Annotated in this window: 20 protein-coding genes; 11 read left to right on the top strand and 9 right to left on the bottom strand. The window is 44.4% G+C overall.

Features of this window, described 5'->3' with window-relative positions:
- Positions 1-52 precede the first annotated feature (52 nt).
- The 3 genes from Vt282_RS04695 to Vt282_RS04705 form a co-directional block, all read right to left on the bottom strand.
- A complete protein-coding gene (locus Vt282_RS04695) occupies positions 53-568 on the bottom strand; it encodes a protein disulfide oxidoreductase (RefSeq protein WP_162062691.1) in 516 nt (171 codons plus the stop codon).
- Positions 565-2,646, bottom strand: coding sequence for a protein-disulfide reductase DsbD family protein (locus Vt282_RS04700; RefSeq protein ID WP_415663441.1), 2,082 nt, complete (start codon positions 2,644-2,646; stop codon positions 565-567). Before Vt282_RS04700 ends, Vt282_RS04695 begins: the two co-directional genes overlap by 4 nt.
- Before the next feature lie 233 nt (positions 2,647-2,879).
- The gene (locus tag Vt282_RS04705; protein ID WP_174855832.1) at positions 2,880-3,536 is read right to left on the bottom strand and encodes a pseudouridine synthase; all 657 of its coding nucleotides are present in this window, start codon (positions 3,534-3,536) and stop codon (positions 2,880-2,882) included.
- 324 nt (positions 3,537-3,860) lie between these two features.
- Between Vt282_RS04705 and Vt282_RS04710 the strand changes: the two genes are divergently transcribed.
- Positions 3,861-6,086, top strand: a complete 2,226-nt coding sequence (locus tag Vt282_RS04710) for an NADP-dependent isocitrate dehydrogenase (protein ID WP_162062692.1) — start codon at positions 3,861-3,863, stop codon at positions 6,084-6,086.
- Positions 6,087-6,210: 124 nt separating this feature from the next.
- Here Vt282_RS04710 and cspD read toward each other — a convergent pair whose 3' ends face one another.
- A complete protein-coding gene (cspD, locus tag Vt282_RS04715; protein WP_162046724.1) occupies positions 6,211-6,432 on the bottom strand; it encodes a cold shock domain-containing protein CspD in 222 nt (73 codons plus the stop codon).
- A 457-nt stretch (positions 6,433-6,889) separates the two neighbouring features.
- On the opposite strand from cspD, the gene clpS reads away from it, so the two are divergent.
- Together clpS and clpA are read left to right on the top strand one after the other, a co-directional pair.
- A complete protein-coding gene (gene clpS / locus Vt282_RS04720) occupies positions 6,890-7,210 on the top strand; it encodes an ATP-dependent Clp protease adapter ClpS (RefSeq protein WP_162046723.1) in 321 nt (106 codons plus the stop codon).
- 45 nt (positions 7,211-7,255) lie between these two features.
- Positions 7,256-9,523 (top strand): ATP-dependent Clp protease ATP-binding subunit ClpA, encoded by a 2,268-nt coding sequence (clpA, locus tag Vt282_RS04725; RefSeq protein WP_162046722.1) that lies wholly within the window; start codon positions 7,256-7,258, stop codon positions 9,521-9,523.
- Between the two features lie 82 nt (positions 9,524-9,605).
- On the opposite strand, the gene Vt282_RS04730 is transcribed toward clpA, so the two are convergent.
- From Vt282_RS04730 to Vt282_RS04740, 3 genes are read right to left on the bottom strand one after another with little or no spacing between them, the layout of a single operon-like run.
- On the bottom strand, positions 9,606-10,190 hold the full coding sequence (locus Vt282_RS04730; RefSeq protein ID WP_232055148.1) for a YdcF family protein: 585 nt from the start codon (positions 10,188-10,190) through the stop codon (positions 9,606-9,608).
- Positions 10,191-10,239: 49 nt separating this feature from the next.
- Positions 10,240-11,061, bottom strand: a complete 822-nt coding sequence (locus Vt282_RS04735; RefSeq protein WP_162062694.1) for an NAD-dependent epimerase/dehydratase family protein — start codon at positions 11,059-11,061, stop codon at positions 10,240-10,242.
- Positions 11,062-11,081: 20 nt separating this feature from the next.
- On the bottom strand, positions 11,082-11,969 hold the full coding sequence (locus tag Vt282_RS04740) for a LysR family transcriptional regulator (RefSeq protein ID WP_162062695.1): 888 nt from the start codon (positions 11,967-11,969) through the stop codon (positions 11,082-11,084).
- A gap of 87 nt (positions 11,970-12,056) precedes the next feature.
- On the opposite strand from Vt282_RS04740, the gene Vt282_RS04745 reads away from it, so the two are divergent.
- Positions 12,057-12,494, top strand: coding sequence for a PACE efflux transporter (locus Vt282_RS04745; RefSeq protein ID WP_162046718.1), 438 nt, complete (start codon positions 12,057-12,059; stop codon positions 12,492-12,494).
- 53 nt (positions 12,495-12,547) lie between these two features.
- Here Vt282_RS04745 and Vt282_RS04750 read toward each other — a convergent pair whose 3' ends face one another.
- On the bottom strand, positions 12,548-12,778 hold the full coding sequence (locus Vt282_RS04750; protein WP_162062696.1) for a TIGR02647 family protein: 231 nt from the start codon (positions 12,776-12,778) through the stop codon (positions 12,548-12,550).
- A gap of 739 nt (positions 12,779-13,517) precedes the next feature.
- Between Vt282_RS04750 and focA the strand changes: the two genes are divergently transcribed.
- On the top strand, positions 13,518-14,369 hold the full coding sequence (gene focA, locus Vt282_RS04755; protein ID WP_162046715.1) for a formate transporter FocA: 852 nt from the start codon (positions 13,518-13,520) through the stop codon (positions 14,367-14,369).
- Between the two features lie 443 nt (positions 14,370-14,812).
- On the opposite strand, the gene Vt282_RS04760 is transcribed toward focA, so the two are convergent.
- Complete coding sequence (locus Vt282_RS04760; protein WP_162062697.1) at positions 14,813-15,604, bottom strand: ABC transporter permease; 792 nt, start codon at positions 15,602-15,604, stop codon at positions 14,813-14,815.
- A gap of 433 nt (positions 15,605-16,037) precedes the next feature.
- On the opposite strand from Vt282_RS04760, the gene torE reads away from it, so the two are divergent.
- The 6 genes from torE (at position 16,038) to ruvB (ending at position 22,373) form a co-directional block, all read left to right on the top strand.
- Entirely contained in the window at positions 16,038-16,220 is a 183-nt protein-coding gene (gene torE / locus Vt282_RS04765; protein ID WP_162046713.1) for a trimethylamine N-oxide reductase system protein TorE, read from the top strand.
- A gap of 50 nt (positions 16,221-16,270) precedes the next feature.
- A complete protein-coding gene (gene torC / locus Vt282_RS04770; RefSeq protein WP_162046712.1) occupies positions 16,271-17,455 on the top strand; it encodes a pentaheme c-type cytochrome TorC in 1,185 nt (394 codons plus the stop codon).
- Positions 17,456-17,480: 25 nt separating this feature from the next.
- A complete protein-coding gene (gene torA, locus Vt282_RS04775; RefSeq protein WP_162062698.1) occupies positions 17,481-19,943 on the top strand; it encodes a trimethylamine-N-oxide reductase TorA in 2,463 nt (820 codons plus the stop codon).
- Positions 19,944-20,095: 152 nt separating this feature from the next.
- The gene (gene ruvC / locus Vt282_RS04780) at positions 20,096-20,617 is read left to right on the top strand and encodes a crossover junction endodeoxyribonuclease RuvC (protein WP_162062699.1); all 522 of its coding nucleotides are present in this window, start codon (positions 20,096-20,098) and stop codon (positions 20,615-20,617) included.
- Between the two features lie 112 nt (positions 20,618-20,729).
- Positions 20,730-21,347: a Holliday junction branch migration protein RuvA gene (gene ruvA / locus Vt282_RS04785; RefSeq protein WP_162046709.1), complete on the top strand. Its 618-nt coding sequence runs from the start codon at positions 20,730-20,732 to the stop codon at positions 21,345-21,347.
- 21 nt (positions 21,348-21,368) lie between these two features.
- Complete coding sequence (gene ruvB / locus Vt282_RS04790; RefSeq protein WP_162046708.1) at positions 21,369-22,373, top strand: Holliday junction branch migration DNA helicase RuvB; 1,005 nt, start codon at positions 21,369-21,371, stop codon at positions 22,371-22,373.
- The last annotated feature ends 323 nt before the right edge of the window (positions 22,374-22,696 follow it).

A 22,696-nucleotide genomic window follows, 5' to 3' on the forward strand; every position in this document is an offset into this window, starting at 1 on the left:
TAGTTCACACTTTAATACATCGTTCAACTAATGCTTTTGGTTAATGGCAGTTTTAGCTGAATCGTGTTCTTAGCCACAATCCCCACGGTGTGGTGATACCTGAAGTGAGATATTTGATTTCGCCATCTTTGACAATCGCAATCGTCGGAGTGACGCGAATTCCCCATTCAGTGCTAACAGGATGTTGGGCATCATTAATCGCGGAAAACTGAAATTGTTTAGCATCGAGATAAGATTGGATACGTGCGTTATCGCCGGATGAAAGCGCTACCGTGACCACTTGATGATCATTTGCAAACCAATCTATAACCGGGCTAACCCACTTACAAGCGCCGCACCATGTCGCCCAGAAATAGACAATCACAGGGTCACCTTGTTTGCTGAGTGCATTAACGTCGATATGGTTACCGTTAATATCGACAGTTTGAATTTCCGGTGCTTTACCTTTTGGTGCAGAGCTACTGTGATAAAAATCCATCGCATAGGATGCAACGGCAATGATCACGAGTGCTAAGCAAAACTCCTTCAGCCAATATTTCCAACTGGATTTTTTTGTCGCGCTTTTCATGGTTGGCTCGCTCGTTTAATCGCATCGATAACTTGTGTGTCAGATAGAATCACTGGTAGAGCAATCCCTTGAGGCGCAGATGGGCCATAGATAATATTAAACGGCACGCCGTAGCGTCCATGGCTTTGTAGATACTGCGTAACGTTCTCGTTTGGCGTCGTCCAATCACCGAGCATCAATACCATATTCGGCTTCTGCAATGCACTATAGACAGGGTCTTGCAGTACGACACCAATCTTGTTGGCTTTACACGTAATACACCAATCTGCGGTGACTTCGACAAATACGGTTTTGCCTTGCTTAGTTAATGCGCTGATTTTATCTGCTTGCAGTTTTTGCCACGGAAGATCATCGACGATTGGCGTCGCCCAGTTATCAGCAGTAAGGCTACCAATGACTAAGCTACTCCCGCCAAGTAGTGTCATAACGGCAATAAGCGGAACCAAAAGTTTGCGCCCATGAACACGGCCTAGCCATATTAGGCTTATGACCATAATAATGGTTGATAGAACTAGCACGACAAATTTACCGAGAAATGGCGTCAGTAAGTTGGTGAGCCAAAGGGTTGTCGCCAGCATCATAAAGCCAAACAGCAACTTAATACGGTCCATCCATAAGCCCGGTTTTGGCATAAATGCGATTAAACGAGGCGCAATAGCAAACAGTAACCAAGGAAAGCTCATACCGATGCCAAGGGCGATAAATATGATCCACAGTTCAAGGTAGCTTGCACCCAGCGCATAAGCGACCGCAGTGCCTAAAAATGGTGCACTACAAGGCGTGGCGAGTAGGGTGGCAAACATACCCTGAACAAAATGACCAAGATGGCTACTGTCACCTTGAGTGGCGGCCCAAGTGTTGAGGCGACTTGGCAGCTTGAATTCAAATAATCCCAGCAGGTTTAATGCAAATAGCAGCGTTACAATCAGCATCAATAGTAGAAACTCAACGCTTTGGAATTGAATGCCCCAACCAATACTTTCTCCGCCGATTTTTAGCAGAGTTAATGCACCTGCGATCAACGCAAATGAGCTGATGATCCCCAGTGCTGAAGCGATAAAAGAGGTGCGAATATGACGCACAGACGCTTGTTGTTGCAGCGCAATACTATTGAGTTTCAAACCTAGTACAGGTAATACGCACGGCATAATGTTGAGCAGTAATCCACCCAACAGCGCAAAACCCAACATGGTCATCAAGTTAGTTTGGCTATATTCAATCGGCGTTGTGCCCACATCGGCGCTCAGTTCTGTAGCAAAGGTTTGATCTGATATGGTTATTGTGACTGCTTTGCCTGTTAGATCGGCATGACCTTTCCAGTTACTGACATCGAAGACTGCGGTCAGTTGGTATTGATTCGCTCCAACGTTGTTGTTGATGGTTAGAGATGGCGGCGCAAAAAACTCTTTTTCCACTTGTTTGCCATCGACCAATACTTGCGGCGATTGCCACGCGTGTTGGTTAGTCAGTTGCACCACAAACTGTTGTTGCTCTGCATTCCAGTAGGTGCCAGCGAGGTTAACCTTTGGATTAACTTTGGGACTTAGGCTCATTCCCTGATTGAAAAGAAACATGGCATCAGGATCGAGTGTCAGGTTTTTAGGATCAATCTTTAGATCGATTGGATAATCGGTGATCACACAGATATCGGTGCAGGACGGTAAGCGTAGGTTGCCTTCAAGTCTTGCCGCTTGATTGGCATTTTCGAGCGTCAGAGTGAGTGGAAAGCTCACTTGATGCTTGTAGCCTAACGTCATGATTCCAAGTTGCTCAAAATAATGAGGTATTGGCCAATGCCATTGGACGGATTCAATGTTAGTGGATTCGGACCAGTGTAGTTCAGGGGCAATGCCGGCTTCACCTGGGCTTCGCCAGTAGGTTTTCCACTCTCCGTCAAGCCGCACATCAAGTACTGCTTGCACTTGTTTTAATTGTGGTTGCTGCTCACCTGTTAATAGCAGACGTAGTTTAACTGGAGGATGCTTGGCATCGGTTATCCAATCAGTGCTTTGCGCAAAGCTAACATAGGAAAATAAAGTGCTAATTAGCAGAATGAAAACAACAACAAACTGTTTGATGTAGCGAATGTTTGGCGACACGAGCGATCCGTTTTGGAAATGAATTTAGGATGAAGATAAGACCGCTTTCAAGTAATTATTCTTTCGAGAAAGTTCTTCGATAGAGTCTTTTGAGCAAGTCTTTCAAGCAAGCGTAATAATGAGTGAGTAGCGATTCAAGTGTTGATTTGTAACATCTGTTTGTAAAGCAAGGATAGAGGAGTTTCCGCTATCCTTTTAAAAGCTTGATTTACTCAGAGCGTAATTTCTTTCCATTCACCAGGTTGTAGATCGCCAAGTACAATATCACCCATTGAATAGCGAATTAAGCGCAGCGTCGGGAAACCGATGTTGGCGGTCATGCGACGTACTTGACGATTGCGTCCCTCAATAATAGTGATGGCCAGCCAAGTAGTTGGAATACTGGCGCGAAAACGCACGGGTGGATTACGCTCCCATACTTGTGGCTCAGGCATGATTTCGACTTTTGCAGGGAGTGTCATTCCATCCTTAAGCTCAACCCCTTTGCGCAGTTTATCCAAGTCGACTTGCGTTGGCGCACCTTCTACTTGTACCCAATAGGTTTTCGGAGATTTTGAGTTTGGTTGAGTCAGTTTTGCCTGCAAAATCCCATCATTAGTGAGTACGAGTAAGCCTTCACTATCGCGATCAAGGCGTCCTGCAGCATACACGTCTTTTACCGGAATAAAATCCGCCAATGTTTTACGCCCTTCACCGTCAGTAAATTGCGTTAGGGTGTCGAAAGGCTTGTTGAATACCAGTACTTTTCGTTCTTGAGGTGAAATTCTTGGCTTGTTTGACGGCGTTTTTACGTTTAGAAGAAGAGTGTCGAGTAGCCGTACCGAGCTTATCAGTCTGTTTGAAACGCTTTGTCGTTCGTTGCGTTGAATTTTTTGGTGACGGACGACGAGAACCGTTTTGCATGTTAACTACCCTGCAGTTTTGTAAATAAAATGTATTGTTCGGTTTAAAGAGTATGCGATTTAAGCTATTATTTTCGCGCCAAAATCTGCATTAGAGCGGGGTATAGTAGACTATTCTCCAGCTTTTGTTTAATTATAACGATTAGATCTCAAGGATTCTGCCTCGTTTCGGCAGAGAGACAGACAAAAAACAAATCGCAACAAGTGAGGGGATGAAGCATTAGCTTGTAAGCGACAACAAATCCGAAGCCATTCATCCGACAGGCTTTGGTTGAACAATAGGGAAATTTCATGCCTACTGAAAAACCGACCATTATCTATACCATTACTGATGAAGCACCAGCACTAGCGACTTACTCACTATTGCCAATTATTCAGTCATTTACGGCTTCTTCTGGTATTGACGTTGATACTCGTGACATCTCTCTTGCTGGGCGAATTATTGCTAACTTCCCAGAATATCTAACAGCAGAACAGCGTATCGGTGACGCTCTTGCTGAATTAGGCGAGCTGGCAACCACGCCACAAGCAAACATCATCAAACTGCCCAATATTTCTGCTTCTGTGCCTCAATTGCATGCCGCAATTAAAGAGCTACAAGCAAAAGGTTACGCTCTACCTAACTATCCAGAAGAGCCTCGCACAGAAGAAGAGCAAGCGATTAAGGCCACCTACGATAAGATCAAAGGCAGTGCAGTAAACCCAGTACTACGTGAAGGCAACTCAGACCGACGTGCACCACTATCAGTGAAGAATTACGCCAAGAAAAACCCACACTCAATGGGTGCTTGGTCGAAAGATTCACTGTCACACGTTGCAAGCATGTCAGATAAAGACTTTTTTGGTAGCGAGAAGTCGACCACGATTAATGGCGCAACCAAAGTAACGATTGAATTTGTCGCAGAAGATGGCTCGGTTAAAGAGCTGAAAGGTCCGTTTGCACTGCAAGACAAAGAAATCATCGACAGCTCAGTTATGAACAAGAAAGCGCTCGTGGCGTTTTTTGAAGATCAAATCGAGCAAGCGAAATCACAAGATGTGTTGCTATCACTGCATATGAAAGCAACCATGATGAAAGTCTCTGATCCCGTTATCTTTGGTCATGCGGTCAAGGTTTACTACAAAGACGTATTTGCGAAATATGGCTCACTATTTGAAGAGCTAGGCGTTGATGTCAATAATGGTATCGGTGATGTATACGCCAAGATTGCCAACCTGCCAGCAGAGCAAAAAGCTGAAATTGAAGCGGCACTGCAAGCGGTGTACGAAACTCAGCCACCACTAGCAATGGTCGATTCTGATCGCGGTATTACTAACTTACATGTACCAAGCGACATCATTGTCGATGCGTCAATGCCAGCGATGCTGCGTGCTTCTGGCCAAATGTGGGGCCCAGATGGCAAACAAAAAGATACCAAAGCACTGATCCCAGACCGCTGTTATGCGGGTATCTATCAAGCGGTGATCGATTTCTGTAAAGATCATGGTGCGTTTGACCCAACAACGATGGGCAGTGTGCCAAACGTCGGCCTTATGGCGCAAAAAGCAGAAGAGTACGGTTCTCATGACAAGACGTTTATTCTCGATGCGGCTGGTTCTGTGCGTATTGTGGATGAAGCAGGTAACGTACTGCTTGAGCAAGCAGTAGAAGCGGGTGATATCTTCCGCATGTGCCAAGTAAAAGATGCACCAATTCAAGACTGGGTAAAACTTGCCGTGACTCGTTCACGAGCTTCAGGTGCACCTGCGGTATTCTGGTTAGACGAAGCGCGTGCTCACGATGCTGAATTGATTAAGAAAGTTAATGCTTACTTACCAGAACATGATACATCAGGTCTTGAAATTAAGATCTTGGCACCAGTAGAAGCATGCCAATACTCGCTCGTTCGCATCAAAGAAGGACTCGATACGATTTCCGTAACAGGTAACGTACTGCGTGATTATCTAACGGACTTGTTCCCAATTCTTGAACTGGGTACGTCAGCAAAAATGCTCTCTATTGTACCGTTAATGAATGGTGGCGGTCTGTTTGAAACGGGCGCGGGTGGTTCTGCACCAAAGCACGTTCAACAGGTAGAAAAAGAAAACCACTTACGCTGGGACTCACTGGGTGAATTTTTGGCACTAGCGGCTTCTTTAGAGCACCTGAGTGTTGTGACGGGTAATGCAAAAGCACAAGTACTGGCGGATGCGCTAGATAAAGCAACGGGCGAGTTCTTGGATAAGAATAAGTCGCCATCACGTAAAGTGTGTGAGCTTGATAACCGAGGCAGCCATTACTACCTTGCAACATATTGGGCACAAGCGCTCGCAGAGCAAACTGCGGATGCGGTTTTAGCAGCAGAGTTTGCTCCTGTGGCGAAAGCACTAGCAGACAACGAAGAGACTATCGTTTCTGAGTTAAATAACGCGCAAGGTGTACCGGGTGATCTCGGTGGTTATTACTTACCGGAGTTTAACAAAGCTTCACCGTTGATGCGTCCAAGCGCAACACTTAATGCGATTATCAATGGTTAGCTAAATCGTTTGGCTTAAGTGAAAGCTTAAGCCAACGAGCCTCTTTGATAAATGTGTGCATAAATAAACAAAAACCCGCTATGTGCGGGTTTTTGTTTATCTTTCTTGTCTATATCGGCAGCGATTATTTGGCTGGCTGTGCTTCCAGCGGTGTGACCACACTAGCATGATATCCTTTAGGACCTTCTTCTACTTCAAAGTTGACTTGTTGGCCTGCTTTCAGAGTACGATAACCGTCCATTTGAATAGTTGAGTAGTGTGCGAACACGTCACTATCTTCTCCTTCTGGACAAATAAAACCAAATCCCTTGGCATTGTTAAACCATTTTACTGTACCTGTAGCCATGCTATACATCCCTCATGCATATCGTTATCATTTATGATTGGCTTCACTCCTGTCAGCCAATTTCGAAATAGTGAATATTCATTCAGCCGCTGCCGAATTTTCAACCACTTACCCTCCAGAGTAGTCAATGAGAGACGACAGTCAATAGTAAAACGTATTACTTGATAAATATTTAAAAACATTTTTGTGCTGTAGATTACAATACGATAACTTTTTTTACGCGCAAGACATGAAAACTCCAGTTTTATTAGTGCTTTTTGTTGTTTTTTTAGTCATTATCAAGATATTGGCGCTAAGAAGGCTAGGTTTTATTTGCAGCGATACAATTGCTGCATTAGTCTCTAAGTATGGGCTTTTTTAACTGCTTGTGCTTTTTGCTCTTACAAGAAAATCTACCCTTATTTTCGGCACGGCGAAGTGTTAAAATTAGATCGAAACTACCTACATCATACGTATTATGAGCAAGCATTTTGAATGGGTAACTCCAGACTCAGATCTACTGGAGTTAGAAAAAACAAAAGTAAGTCCACCATCAATGTACCACGTTGTGTTAAACAACGATGATTACACACCAATGGACTTTGTGATTGAAATTCTTGAGCGTTTCTTTTCAATGGATTTAGACAAAGCGACTCAAGTTATGCTCAAAGTGCATTACGAAGGTAAAGCAGTTTGCGGCACCTTTACTGCAGAAGTAGCAGAAACGAAAGTGGCGCAAGTCACCATGTATTCTAGAGAAAATGAACATCCACTGCTTTGCACTATGGAACAAGCGTAAGCTTGTGCGAACAATAAACGGAAGTTGTTCTTTTAGGAGGTCCTTATGCTGAATAAAGAGTTAGAGTCGAGTCTCAACGGCGCTTTCGCCCGTGCAAGAGACAAAAGACATGAGTTCATGACTGTCGAGCACCTCCTGCTGGCGTTATTGGAGAATGATGCAGCGCGTGACGCATTAGCAGCATGCCAAGCTGACATCGACACCTTACGCAACGAGTTGGACGTTTTTATTGACCAAACGACGCCACTGATTCCTGAAAATGATGAAACGCGAGAAACTCAGCCTACGCTCAGCTTTCAACGTGTGCTGCAACGTGCTGTTTTCCACGTGCAATCATCCGGTCGTAGCGAAGTAACTGGCGCAAACGTGCTAGTAGCCATTTTCAGTGAACAAGAGTCTCATGCTGCTTACCTATTAAAGAAAAACGACGTAAGCCGTCTAGACATTGTTAACTTTATTTCCCACGGTATTACGAAAGCGTCAGGCTCAAATGATGAGTCATCGTCTGATTCGTTTAGCAGTGACACTCCAACTGAGGAAGTTAACGGTGAAGAGCGTTTAGAGAGCTTTGCCACCAACCTCAACCAAGTGGCAAAAAAAGGTCAAATCGATCCGCTTATTGGTCGCGATAAAGAGTTAGAACGCACTATCCAAGTGTTGTGTCGTCGTCGCAAAAATAACCCACTACTTGTCGGTGAAGCCGGGGTTGGTAAAACAGCCATCGCTGAAGGTTTGGCATGGCGCATCGTGGAAGGCCAAGTACCAGAAATCATCAAAGACAGCGTTATCTACTCGCTGGATATCGGTTCGTTGTTAGCCGGTACAAAATACCGTGGTGATTTCGAGAAGCGTTTTAAAACGATTCTCAAGCAGTTAGAAAAAGAAGAGGACGCTATTCTGTTCATCGATGAGATCCATACCATCATCGGTGCGGGCGCAGCGTCTGGTGGTCAAGTGGATGCGGCGAACCTAATCAAACCGCTGTTAAGTAGCGGCAAGTTACGCTGTATCGGTTCGACTACCTACCAAGAATACAGCAACATCTTTGAGAAAGAGCGAGCACTATCACGCCGCTTCCAAAAAATTGATGTGGTTGAACCATCGATTGATGACACCACTAAGATCCTCATGGGTCTAAAACCAAAATACGAAGCACACCACGAAGTGCGTTATACCAACAAAGCGCTGCGTGCAGCAGTTGAGTTGTCAGCGAAATACATCAATGAACGTCATTTGCCAGACAAAGCGATTGACGTGATCGATGAAGCGGGTGCACGCAGTCGCCTTGCGCCAGCGAGTCGTCGTAAGAAGACAGTTGGCGTAGCGGACATCGAGGCGATGGTAGCTAAGATGGCGCGTATTCCTGAGAAATCAGTTTCTTCTTCAGACAAAGAAACCCTACAAACTCTTGATCAGAAAATGAAGATGTTGGTGTTTGGTCAAGATGGTGCGATTGATGTTCTAACTGAAGCGATCAAACTGACGCGCGCAGGTCTAGGCGCAGATAATAAACCAGTGGGTTCATTCTTATTTGCTGGCCCTACAGGTGTGGGTAAAACAGAAGTGACTGTGCAGCTTTCTAAACTGCTAGGTATTGAACTTTTGCGTTTTGATATGTCGGAATACGGTGAACGTCACTCGGTGAGCCGTTTGATTGGTGCTCCTCCAGGCTATGTCGGTTACGACCAAGGTGGCTTGCTGACGGACGCGGTGATAAAACACCCTCACTCAGTGGTGCTACTGGATGAAATAGAGAAAGCGCACCCAGATATCTTTAACTTGTTACTGCAAGTAATGGATAACGGTACGCTTACAGACAACAACGGCCGTAAAGCGGACTTCCGCAACGTGATTTTGGTTCTGACTACCAACGCAGGTGTGCAAGAAACGGAAAAACGCTCGATTGGTTTGGTGCAACAAGACCATAGTCCAGATGCGATGGCGGAAATTAAGAAGGTGTTTACACCGGAGTTCCGTAACCGTCTCGATAACATCATGTGGTTTAACAGCCTCGATGAGCAAGTTATCGCTCAGGTGGTGGATAAGTTTATTGTTGAGCTTCAAGCACAATTGGATGCTCGCGGCGTATCGATGGAAGTATCGGACGAAGCGCGTAAATGGTTGGCAGTGAGAGGCTATGATAAAGCGATGGGTGCGCGTCCGATGGGCCGCGTGATTCAAGAGCAGCTTAAGAAACCATTGGCGAACGAGTTGCTATTTGGCTCATTAGTTGATGGCGGTACGGTGAAAGTGACACTCAAGGGTGATGAACTTAAATTCCAATTCGATACGGAAGCTGAACCAGTACATTGATAACATCCGAAATTAACATCAAAAAGCCAGAGCATAGACTCTGGCTTTTTACTCCGGTGTTTTTCCGCTGGGAAGGTGAACGTCAAATCCGCGCTTTGATCGCTTGATACGCTTGCTCTACTTGATCTGGAATCGGTTGCTCGATTTGAAATCCTTTAGCAGGGTAGTCTTTAATACGTTCAAAATCCCCAATCATGGCTTCGAGTACGGCAAAGAGATCAACTTCTTCACTGAAGTAATCACTGAATGACTGTTTGGTGGAACTAACAGCCACATAATCAATGGGATTAGGCCACTGTTTGACAAAGGTGGCGTAGGCACGTCTTTCCATATATGGCTTTTGTACTAATATAAAGCGTCGAAAATCTAAGTTTTGCTGTTGGCAAAGCGCGAAGCTGAACTTGACGTTTTCCCCGCTATTTGAAGATTGATTTTCGATAATGATTGCGTCACTTGGTACGCCTAAATCAAGCGCGATGCGGGCGAACAACTCTGCTTCGCTTTGCTCAAATACGCCTTCTGTCAGACGACCAAAACCGCCTGAGAATAGAATCTTATTTGCTAAGCCTTGGTTGTAGAGTGATACCGCATGTTCAGCAACGCGGACATCATTGCTGCCCATCACGAAAATACAATCTGCCGGTTGCAACTTATGGTCGAGTTGCATGTATTGCCATAATACGTCGATATGTTGATAGAGTTTCACGGATTCCTCTCTAGACGATTTCAAGCGTGTGTTGAAAGTGAAATTTGTAGCCAAGGTCAACAAGTTTGTCTGCGCGGATGTGTTTATCGGCATGGTTGACAATAGGCGGAAGTTCGAGCGGTTCGCCACTGGCATCAATCGCAGCTTGGTAGAATTCAGCTTTACTGGTGGTGTTTGGCGTGGTGGCATTGACGACTTGGTTATCAATATGAAACAGAGCATAGCTTACAGCGCCAATGGCATCTGTGAGATGCAGCATGTTGGCAGGCGCTTGATCACTGACTTGCTTTAAATGAGAGACAAAACGAGCAGGGTGACGATTGGGCCCAACCAAACCGCTACAACGCACAATGGTGTAGCGAATGCCACAATCGATTAAACTTTGCTCTGCTTGCAGCATTACTCGAGCATTATCTGAAAACTCAGCATTGCCAAAGGCTAACTCTAAGCTGGCTTGATCTTCACTCATACTCTCCGCACGATTTGGGTAAACCGTGGTTGAGCTTACCATGACGATTTTATCTACAGGCAGCAGCATGGCTGCGTCAATCAAGTGTTGCCAATAAAGTGCATACTCTTCGCCGTTGCCTCGGCGAAATCCGGGAGGAAAACAACCGATGATCAGTTGAGGTTGAAAAGCGGAGAGGGCGTCAATGGTCGATTGCTTATCATTGGCTAAATTCACTACTGCAGAGTGTAACCCTTGTGCTTGTAATTCAGCCGCTCCTTCGCTGGTGGTTTTTGTCACCAATACATCGTGACCAAGGCTAGTAAATAGTTTTGCCAGTGGTGTACCTAACCAGCCTCCACCGACGATCGCAATTTTCTTCATAATTGACTTCCTTAATCGTACTAACAACGCTGATTGCGAAGCTCTCTTAATCTTTGTCTTAAGTACTTATGCGCAGGGCAAGCGAGTACGCTTTGATGTTGAATTACGTCAATATTGGCTTGCCATGACAAATTTTCAAATTGAGAGCGTAGTCGAATCACTTTATTGCCAGCCAGCTCACTTTCGGCAAGATGTTTGGGTAACATTCCCCAACCGAAGCCGCTACTGACGAGCTCTGTCAAAATATAGTAGTTGTCTGCAAACCAAACATCTGGGCTATAAGCTTGTTGAAAGCTGCTCATTTCATTGGTTTTAGAACGAATCAAAACCTGACGATGTAAGCGTAACATATCCAAATGAATCACGGTTTGTTTAGCTAAAGGATGGTCTTTTGCTACATAAACATCAAATTCAATGCCGCCCAGCCCTTCGAAATCGACGTTGTCACTTACAGATGATTCACTAAACATAATTCCCATCGTTGCTCGCTGTTCTCGAACCAGTTGACGAATATCGATACTCGAGGCAGCCAAGCACTCAAACCTAATCTCGGGAAAGCGTTCAGACACATCTTTTAATGCTTGAGAGAGTTGGGTTAGTGGAATGCCTTCATCAATTGCAAGTGTGATATCACAATAGTTGTCCTGGCTTAACTGGTTAGCGCAATTGACCAATCGCTGATGTTGAATCAGTGACGCTTTGGCGAACGGCAGGAGTTTTTGGCCGTGCTCAGTGAGTTGAGGATAGCGCCCCGAGCGGTCGAATAAATCTGCGCCGCAGTCGATTTCCATATTCATGACGTGTTGGCTTATCGCCGACTGCACTTTACCAAGACGACGCGCTGCGGCAGAAAATGAGCCTTGCTCTACGGTTGTAACGAAGGCTTCTAGTTGTTCGATGCTAAACATATCAGTTTAAGTGATGGTATCTAACTTTATTCCATCATATTAAATGATGAAAATAACTGCAAATCGAAACACATTGAGAGAAACACCATGCAAACTAAAGAACGTATTTTCCATGCCATTACGTTTGAAGCGGTCGCTCTTGCGATCATTATTCCAACCACAGCCCTAATCACGGGTAAAGCGACGGGCGATCTGGCGATTGTAGGTATTGGGTTAAGCCTGTTTACCGTGGTGTGGAACTATATCTATAACATTATATTTGATCGTTGGTTTGGCAGTGATCGTAGTCATCGCTCATTAAAGATGCGTATTGGTCATACTTTCGGTTTTGAAGGTGGGTTGATCTTTTTGAGCGTGCCGACGATTGCTTGGTTTTTGCAGATCAGCATTTGGGGAGCATTGCTGCTTGAGGCTGGGTTTCTGGTGTTCTTTTTCTTCTATGCCACGGGATTTAACATGGCTTACGACAAATTGCAGCCATACAAATGGTTGTTCTCATCCAAAACAACCAGTTCGGCACTTTAAAAGCAAGACATTGGAAAGTAAAAGAGCACCGTTCGGTGCTCTTTTTAAATCCGTTATTTTAGTACGCGTAGAATCTTGTCTGCGTGCTCGGCAACTTCAATGCCTTCGTCAGTGAGATAACCACCATCAGGGAGTGTACATAGCCCTTTATCAAATAGGCGTTTTACCGCTTGTTGCATTTCTTCAGATGCATCGCTATGAACTTTAATGCCAGTAGCTGAGCTACTAAGATCGAATTGAAGTAGCAGATTTAATTCAGAAAGATGTTCTGGCAAGTATTTCATTGTGTGTTCCTTTTAGTTAATGACCTCGAGCTCACCACGGCCTTTCATATTGAATAAGACTACCTATGGTTGCTTAAGTGTAATCAAACTACTGCGAATAGCATAGTGAGACAACGGCAGTGCTTCGAAACTGTTATTCAGCCCATAAAACTGCGCCTAAGTGACGTAAAGATAGCCAATGTCAGTATCGATACTTAAGCAAACTTGTCGTGCGAGAAGAAGTTTTGGCACTGCTTTCTGGTTCTATCGACTCAAAACAGACGAATTTTAGTTTCGCCATTTTGCTATCACTTAAATCAGTGACAGTGTGTACAGTACTGTATTGCATCGTGAAGTCATTTGAGTACCAGTAACTCGCTAATATAAAGAAAGCGAAGGGCAATAATATAAGATTAAGACAACGTACCAATATTGCCTGGTATGACCTGTTATAAATGAAAACTTAAGTTGAAGTTAAATGGGCATAAAAAGGCTGTTTATTATAAACAATAAGCCTAAAGGGTCAGAATTCTAAATATTACACTTTTATTAAAATATTAAGCCTATGAAAAGTAAGGTTTATATTTGAATCGTTTGAGGTCAATTTAGTAAATATTATATCGTATTTCAGACCTTAAAGTGTGTGGTTAGTTTGGTTACAAACATTTTCAGTTAACAATGAAATTAGCACTTGAATAATCCCAAATTTAGGAGGATTATCCGCGACCACTTATTCACAGCTTCAAATTGTTATCCGACTATGAACTTAAACCAATTTGACTCTTTATTGCCGCCACAAATGGCTGAGCGCGCAGCAGAAATCGGCTTTGGTAAAGCAACTAAAGATCCAATTAAATCTTTATTACTAGCGATATCCGCTGGCCTGCATATTGGCATCGCCTTTATTTTCTATACTACCGTTACCACAGGTGCAGGCGATATGGCCTGGGGTATGAGCCGTCTGGTTGGTGGTATTGCCTTTAGCTTAGGTCTGATTCTAGTTGTGGTGACAGGTGGTGAACTGTTTACCAGTTCTGTATTAACCTTGGTCGCACGAGCAAGTGGCAAAATTTCTTGGTGCACACTATTTAAAAACTGGTTCGTGGTTTACATCGGCAACTTGATTGGCGCATTGCTATTAGTCGCTTGTATGCTGGTTGCAAAACAATACATGTTTGGTCATGGTAGTGTTGGCTTAAATGCGATGGCGATTTCGCAACACAAGCTACACCATGGCTTCTTCCAAGCAGTTGCTCTAGGCATCATGTGTAACGTGTTGGTATGTATTGGTGTGTGGATGACATTTAGTGGTCGCACGCTTACCGACAAAATCTTGGTAATGATTCTACCTGTTGCAATGTTTGTTTCTGCTGGTTTTGAGCACTGTATTGCGAACATGTTCCAAGTGCCTATGGCGATTGGTATCAAAACCTTCGCTCCAGCTGAATTTTGGCAAATGACCGGCGCTAATATCGCGGATTATGCAGACTTAACGTTGGGCAATTTTGTTATTAATAACCTAATTCCCGTGACTCTAGGTAACATCATTGGCGGTGGTTTTTTTGTTGGTATGTGGTACTGGCTAATCTACCTACGTGATGACAATCATTGATCAGCATTGAACTGTATATAGAGGGCTCGCATATTTGCGGGCCTTTTTATTATCAGCAATAACATAAGATGCGTTTCTTTCGCCTCATTTGTCTGTGTTAAAAGACAAATATTGTCTATTCCCTTCGATGTTCGTGTATCTAAAGACAAGGTTATCGCTAAGCGTAACCAACTCTTGCGGCCTATCGACCAACCAGTTTTTCTGGAGATCAATAGCTAAGTTGAGCTCAAGCGTGTAGCTGCGAGGATGGGGTATTTGTAGGTGTTCGATATGCATCACCGGCTCTCTTTTGGGTAAATTCACAGTGATTTTGCAGAGCCTAGTTTGCAAAACAATGACACATATTTGGCTAACAAATGATCTTTCACAGAACTGCCTACAACCTTATCCACAGATTCTGTGGATAAGATCTGAAATAGGGAGTGTGTAATTGAAAATAATGGTTATTTTTTGTTCGCAGCAACAAGAATAAGACCATTTTTATCGATACAACAACGAATCGTGAGGCTTAAGGTTAGTGCAATCGATATTGATAGCATCACAAAGATCGCGAGCATGATCATTAATTGATATTTAATCGCGACTAATGGACTCGCGCCACCAAGAATTTGCCCTGTCATCATTCCAGGTAAAGTGACTAATCCCATGGTACTCATTGAGGCTAAAGATGGCGCTAATGATTTCTGTATTGCCTCTCTTATAAAGGGCTGGCAGGCATAATTTACCGGAGCACCCAAAGATATTGCGCCTTCATATTCTGCTCTGCGTTGCTCAAAGCTGTTAAACACGTTTTGCAGCGCCACAATATTGCCGCTAAGTGAGTTACCCAACAGCATGCCGGCTAGTGGGATCAGGTACTGAGCGTTGTAGAAAGGCGTGGGCCTAACGATAAACAAACAAATCAATGCTAATAAAGGTAAAAGGCCAACACTAAGCCCTGCAATTACGGGAAGAAGAAGCTTTGATTTGGGTAAGTGAGCTTTACTTACAATCGAACTTGCTCCGATCAACAGCATGGCTAGTAACCATAAAATATTGATGGGTAAATTGTTTAGCTGAAACAAGTATTCTAGATAAATACCGACTAATATCAGTTGTAAAGCCATACGACACACACTGATGATGAGCTCTCGTTCTATCTTGAGTTGATAGTAGCGGCTGACCCCCAAAGGGATAAGCAGTGTCGTAAAAAAAAGTGCTAAATCTGACCAAGAAATATCCATAGCTGCGGTCATACTATCCTCCAAAAGCAGCTCAAATTATATCGATTTTCACGTTTGGGCGGAGTGAACTTTGTACGATTTCCGCGTTAGACTATAAAGTTATTCGCAACAGATTGTTTACAATTGCGCAGTATTCGATAGAGCGTTGATGTTGAAATGATGTAAAATTAGGCGTTTTTAAAGGTGATATTTCATACAAACTCGCCTAGTGTTAATAGGGATTTCTTGTTAATAAATCTTCATAAAGAGATGCATTTTTCATATAGATTCTTATTAAAACACATCTCTGGGCAAGCTCAAAAAGTAGTGATTAAAAGGGTTTGAGAGGGAGTAATTGATTGAACCCTATAAAGAGTATGGTCTAAAATTTTACTTAGAAATAATCGACCGTTTAGCTCACTTCGGTGAGTTAAAAAATAACACTAGATACACGATAGGCAAATGTATGAGTGATGTTAACAAAATTGAGAGTGATGAAAAGCGCTCACTGGAATGGAAGTCTTTCTTCCTCATTGCAGTAGTTCTCTTTCCAATCCTTAGTGTGGCGTTCGTAGGTGGCTACGGATTTATCGTTTGGATGCTTCAAATGTTCGTATTTGGTCCTCCAGGTGCGCACGGCGGCCTATAAGCCGCTGAGCTCAAACTCACACTTTAAAAAAGATTTTAAGAGAGCAAGCAATGAAATCATTAATCATTAAACTGTGGCGCACCATGTCGCGTCCTGCAGTTCATATCAGCCTTGGTGTTCTTACCTTGGGTGGTTTTATCGCAGGTGTCATTTTCTGGGGTGGTTTTAACACTGCACTAGAACACACGAACACTGAAAAATTCTGTATCAGCTGTCACACTATGCGTGACAACGTTTACGTTGAGCTTCAAGACACTGTTCACTGGAAAAACCACTCTGGTGTCCGTGCAACATGTCCTGACTGTCACGTTCCTCATAACTGGACTGACAAAATCGCTCGTAAGATGCAGGCTTCTAAAGAAGTATTCGCACAAGTATTCGGCAACTACGATGAACCAGGTGTTTTCGAAGAGCGTCGTATCGAGCTAGCGAAACACGAATGGGATCGTTTCTCAGCAAACGGCTCTCAAGAATGTAAGAACTGTCACAACTACGCTTCTATGGACTTCGAGCAAATGTCTCCAACAGCTCGCATCCAGATGAAGCAAGCAGCTGAGAAAAACCAAAGCTGTGTTGACTGTCACAAAGGTATCGCACACAAACTTCCAGCTGGTATGGATAGCATTGGCGGTATCGTAGGCGACCTAGAAGCATTGGCTTCAAACACTAACTACGATGTTGGTCAAACTCTAGTAAGTATCCGTCACCTACCTATCTACTTCGATGATCAAGGTAAACAAGAAGCAGGTCTTCTAAACCCAGCATCTGAAGTAAAAGTAATTGCTGACAAAGGCGACTACGCTGAAATCGAGATCGACGGCTGGCGTAAAGCGAAAGGCTTTGGTCGCGTAATCCAAGCTGACTTCGGTATGAACATCGCAGTGGCATCTCTTCTAAAAGAAGCGTCAACAGATCCTAAAGTTGTAACGACTGGCGAGAAGAAAGTGGATGAGCTAACTGGTCTTCCTTGGGAAAAAGTGGCTGCGACAGTATGGGTTAAGAAAGAATCTATGCTAAACAGCATCACTCCAGTTTGGGAAAAATCAGCGGAAGCATACAAAACTAACTGTTCAGTATGTCACACCCAGCCAGCTGAAGCGCACTTCGATGCGAACACATGGCCAGGTATGTTTGACGGTATGCTTGCATTCGTAAACCTAGACACAGACAGCGAAGCATTGATTCTGAAGTATCTACAAATGCACTCTTCAGATTTCGTTGAAGGTCACCACTAATAAGCGTCGGATGGAGAAATTTTAAATGGCTATTACACGAAGAAGTTTTCTTAAAGGCGTAGCAACCACAAGTGCTGTATCAGTAATTGGTCCTAGCTTATTAGCATCAGCTTCTGCTAAGGCTGCTGAGACAACAGGTACTTGGAAAGTAACTGGTTCTCACTGGGGCGCGTTCCGCGCCCACATCTACGGCGGTAAAGTTCAAGAGATCAAACCTATTGAACTGGATAAAAACCCGACCGAGATGCTGAACGGTATCAAAGGTATTATCTACAGCCCTTCACGTGTACGTTACCCAATGGTTCGTCTAGATTGGCTGAAAAACCACAAATACAGCGCAGATACTCGCGGTAACAACCGTTTCATCCGTGTAACTTGGGATGAAGCGCTAGATCTTTTCTACCGTGAACTAGAACGCGTACAAAAAGACTACGGTCCATGGGCTCTGCATGCAGGTCAAACGGGCTGGAACCAAACTGGTGCATTCAACAACTGTACAGCTCACATGCAACGTGCAGTAGGTATGCATGGTAACTTCATCACTAAAGTAGGTGACTACTCTACTGGTGCAGGTCAAACCATCATGCCTTACGTACTAGGCTCAACTGAAGTTTACGCTCAAGGTACATCATGGTCAGAGATCCTAGACAACTCTGACAACATCATTCTTTGGGCGAATGACCCAGTGAAAAACCTGCAAGTAGGTTGGAACTGTGAAACGCACCAATCGTTTGAGTACCTAAAACAGCTAAAAGAAAAAGTAGCGAAAGGCGAGATCAACGTTCTATCTGTTGACCCAGTTAAGAACAAGACTCAACGTTACCTAGAGAACGATCACCTGTACATCAACCCGATGACAGACGTAGCGTTCATGCTGGCAGTAGCTCACACGCTTTACAACGAAAACCTATACGACAAAGAGTTCATTAATACTTACTGTCTAGGTTTTGAAGACTTTATCGGTTACGTTCAAGGCGAAACCAAAGATAAAGTAGTGAAGACTCCTGAGTGGGCGGCAGAGATCTGTGGCGTTAAAGCTGACAAGATCCGCGAATTCGCACGCATGCTAGTAAACGGCCGTACACAGATCCTTATGGGTTGGTGTATCCAACGTCAAGAGCACGGTGAGCAACCATACTGGGCAGCAGCAGTAGTTGCAGCAATGGTTGGTCAAATCGGTCTACCTGGCGGCGGTATCTCTTACGGTCACCACTACTCAAGTATCGGTGTGCCTTCAACTGGTTTTGCTGGCCCTGGCGGTTTCCCTCGTAACCTTGATCAAGGTATGAAACCAAAATGGGACAACAACGACTTTAACGGTTACAGCCGCACCATTCCTGTTGCGCGTTGGATCGACTGTCTACTAGAACCAGGTAAAGAGATTCGTTACAACGGCGGTAAAGTAATCCTGCCAGACTTCAAGATGATGGTGATCTCGGGTTGTAACCCATGGCACCACCACCAAGATCGTAACCGCATGAAGAAAGCATTCAAGAAGCTTCAGACTGTGGTTACTATCGAGTTTGCTTGGACTGCAACCTGTCGTTTCTCTGATATCGTGCTTCCAGCATGTACTCAGTGGGAACGTAACGACATCGACGTATACGGTTCATACTCGAACAAAGGTCTAGTAGCGATGCATCGTCTAGTAGACCCACTGTTCCAATCTAAGACTGACTTCCAAATCATGAGTGAGCTAACTCAACGCTTTGGTCGTCGCGACGAGTACACTCGTGGCATGAGCGAGATGGAATGGATCGAGAGCCTATACAACGAATGTAAAGCGTCAAACAAAGGCAAATTCGAAATGCCTGAGTTTAACGAGTTCTGGGAACAGAGCGTTCTAGACTTCGGTGAAGGTAAGCCTTGGGTTCGTCACGCAGACTTCCGTCAAGACCCAGAGATTAACCCTCTAGGTACACCGTCTGGCTTTATCGAGATCACATCTCGTAAGATCGGCCGTTACGGTTACGAACACTGTCAAGAACACCCAATGTGGTTTGAAAAGACAGAACGTTCACACGGTGGTCCTGGTTCAGACAAACACCCGTTCTGGCTACAATCTTGCCACCCAGACAAGCGTTTGCACTCACAAATGTGTGAGTCAGAAGAGTTCCGTGCAACTTACACGGTTCAAGGTCGCGAGCCTGTATACATCAACCCAATTGATGCGAAAGAAAAAGGCATCAAAGATGGTGATCTAGTACGCGTATTTAACGACCGTGGTCAGCTAATGGCTGGTGCTGTACTAACTGACAGCTACCCACGTGGTGTTATCCGTATCGAAGAAGGTGCGTGGTACGGTCCTCTAAGTGAGAAGATTGGTGCTATCGATACTTACGGCGATCCAAACACACTAACGCTAGATATCGGCTCTTCTGAGCTAGCTCAAGCAACGTCTGCAAACACTTGTATCGTTGACTTTGAGAAGTTCAAAGGCAAAGTTCCACCAGTAACTTCATTCGGTGGTCCAATCGAAGTTGCTTAATAGCAAATTTGATTCAGCGTGATAAAACCAGCCTTCGGGCTGGTTTTTTCGTTAATTTGTGCGTTTAACTTTGTTCCGCTTGGCTAATAGTCGCCAATCAACAAGGGCTGCTATAAACTAGACGCAGAACAAAGACATTAGTTAGGTTTTTTATGTCCATCATCTTGGGAATAGACCCAGGCTCTCGCATTACCGGTTATGGCGTGATTCGTCAAAATGGTCGTCATCTGCAATATTTAGGCAGTGGCTGTATTCGCACTTCTGAAAAAGAATTACCGGGACGTCTTAAGCAAATTTATGCCGGTGTAACGGAGATCATCACTCAGTTCCAACCGGACGTATTTGCGATTGAACAAGTGTTTATGGCGCGCAATGCGGATTCTGCACTCAAACTTGGCCAAGCGCGTGGCAGTGCCATTGTGGCGGCAGTAAATGCTGAGCTACCCGTCTACGAATATGCTGCACGTTTAATTAAACAAGCGGTGACGGGCACTGGCGGCGCTGACAAGCAACAAGTGCAACACATGGTTCAGCAGATGCTTAAGCTGCCAGCGTGCCCACAAGCTGACGCGGCCGATGCTCTCGGTGTGGCGATTTGTCATGCCAATACCAACAAAACACTGATTGCGCTTGCTGGCAAAGCGACCAGTGCGCGTCGTGGACGCTATCGTTAAATCTTCATCGAATAATTCAAATTGATTGAGGGATAGCGAGTCGTTTTTTACTGGCTATCCATCCAGTTATTTATTATTATCAAAGCAACTTTTAGAACACTAGGTACCTACCGTGATTGGACGTCTTCGTGGCATTCTGCTGGAAAAGCAACCTCCTGAACTCCTAATTGAAGTCAATGGCATTGGCTATGAAGTGCAAATGCCAATGAGCTGCTTCTATGAACTGCCAAATATTGGTGAAGAGGCGATCATTTACACCCATTTTGTGGTGCGTGAAGATGCACAATTGCTTTACGGATTTAACACTGTAAAAGAGCGTGCATTATTCCGAGAAGTGATCAAAGCGAACGGAGTAGGGCCAAAACTGGGTTTGGGTATTCTTTCTGGCATGACGGCGACTCAGTTCGTTGCGTGTGTTGAGCGTGAAGATATTTCAACGCTAGTAAAATTGCCGGGTGTGGGTAAGAAAACCGCTGAGCGCCTTGTGGTTGAAATGAAAGATCGCCTGAAAGGTTGGAGCGCGGGTGACTTGTTCACGCCGTTTACGGATGCGGCGCCGTTAGACAATGGCTTAACGCCATCTCAAGGTAACAGTGAAGAAGAAGCGGTAAGTGCGTTGCTGGCTCTGGGCTATAAACCAACGCAAGCATCTAAAGTCGTGTCTCAGGTGATCAAACCGGGAATGAGCAGTGAAGAGCTGATCCGCGAAGCGCTAAAATCAATGGTGTAATTGGGAAATTAAGGGAACAAGATGATTGAAGCTGACCGCCTAATTGCGCCAGATAATCCGAGTTTTCGTGATGAAGACGTGATAGATCGCGCGATTCGTCCAAAGAAGCTGTCTGATTACCAAGGACAGGATCATGTACGTGATCAAATGGAAATCTTCATTAAAGCCGCGAATTTGCGTAGTGAAGCGTTGGATCATCTGTTGATTTTTGGTCCTCCTGGCCTCGGTAAAACCACGTTGGCGAACATTGTGGCTAACGAAATGGGGGTGAATATTCGTACCACCTCTGGTCCTGTACTTGAAAAAGCAGGGGACTTGGCGGCGCTATTGACCAACCTTGAAGAAAACGATGTGTTGTTCATTGATGAAATTCACCGTTTAAGCCCAATGGTGGAAGAGGTACTTTACCCAGCGATGGAAGACTACCAGTTGGACATCATGATTGGTGAAGGCCCTGCGGCGCGATCGATCAAGATCGACTTACCACCTTTCACTCTAATTGGGGCGACCACTCGTGCCGGTTCTTTGACTTCGCCACTCCGTGACCGTTTTGGTATTACTCAACGTCTTGAGTACTACAAAGTGGCAGACCTGCAGCACATTGTGCAGCGCAGTGCGGATTGTTTAGGCTTATCGATGGAATCGGAAGGAGCGCTGGAAGTAGCGCGTCGTGCTCGCGGAACACCGCGTATTGCCAACCGTCTGTTACGCCGCGTTCGCGACTATGCCGAAGTGAAAGCGGATGGTCATATTAGCGCAGATATCGCCGATAAAGCACTAAACATGCTCGATGTAGACGCAGAAGGTTTCGATTACATGGACCGCAAACTGTTGCTTGCAATTATGGAAAAATTTGGCGGCGGCCCAGTTGGTTTAGATAATATGGCTGCGGCAATCGGTGAAGAGAAAGACACAATTGAAGACGTGTTAGAGCCATATTTAATTCAACAAGGGTATTTGCAACGTACCCCGCGTGGGCGTATTGCCACTGACCGCGCATATCTGCATTTCGGTATTGATAAGTAGCGTCATTCAAATCAAAAAGTAGTCACCAAATCTTGGGCTCAAACTTGTGAACAATTTAGAAAGATTGTGAAGGTTTGAGCTCATTTTCGTTTTGGCTCATCGACTTACAATGCTATGGTGATTTGCATCACAACTTCTAAAGCTAATGTACTGATACAAAAGTACTAAATTTTGATGATACTTTGCCATTTTGTGACCATTGCACGCCGTTCTATTTCTCATTTTCATACATTTCCAACAATAAAACCTCAAATTAATTGACTTGCATCAATATAGATGTTTTTTGCTCGTTTTCTGCAATTTTAGTTTGATACAGATCAACG

Origin of the sequence: Vibrio taketomensis (genome assembly GCF_009938165.1) — a bacterium.
Lineage (GTDB): Bacteria > Pseudomonadota > Gammaproteobacteria > Enterobacterales > Vibrionaceae > Vibrio > Vibrio taketomensis.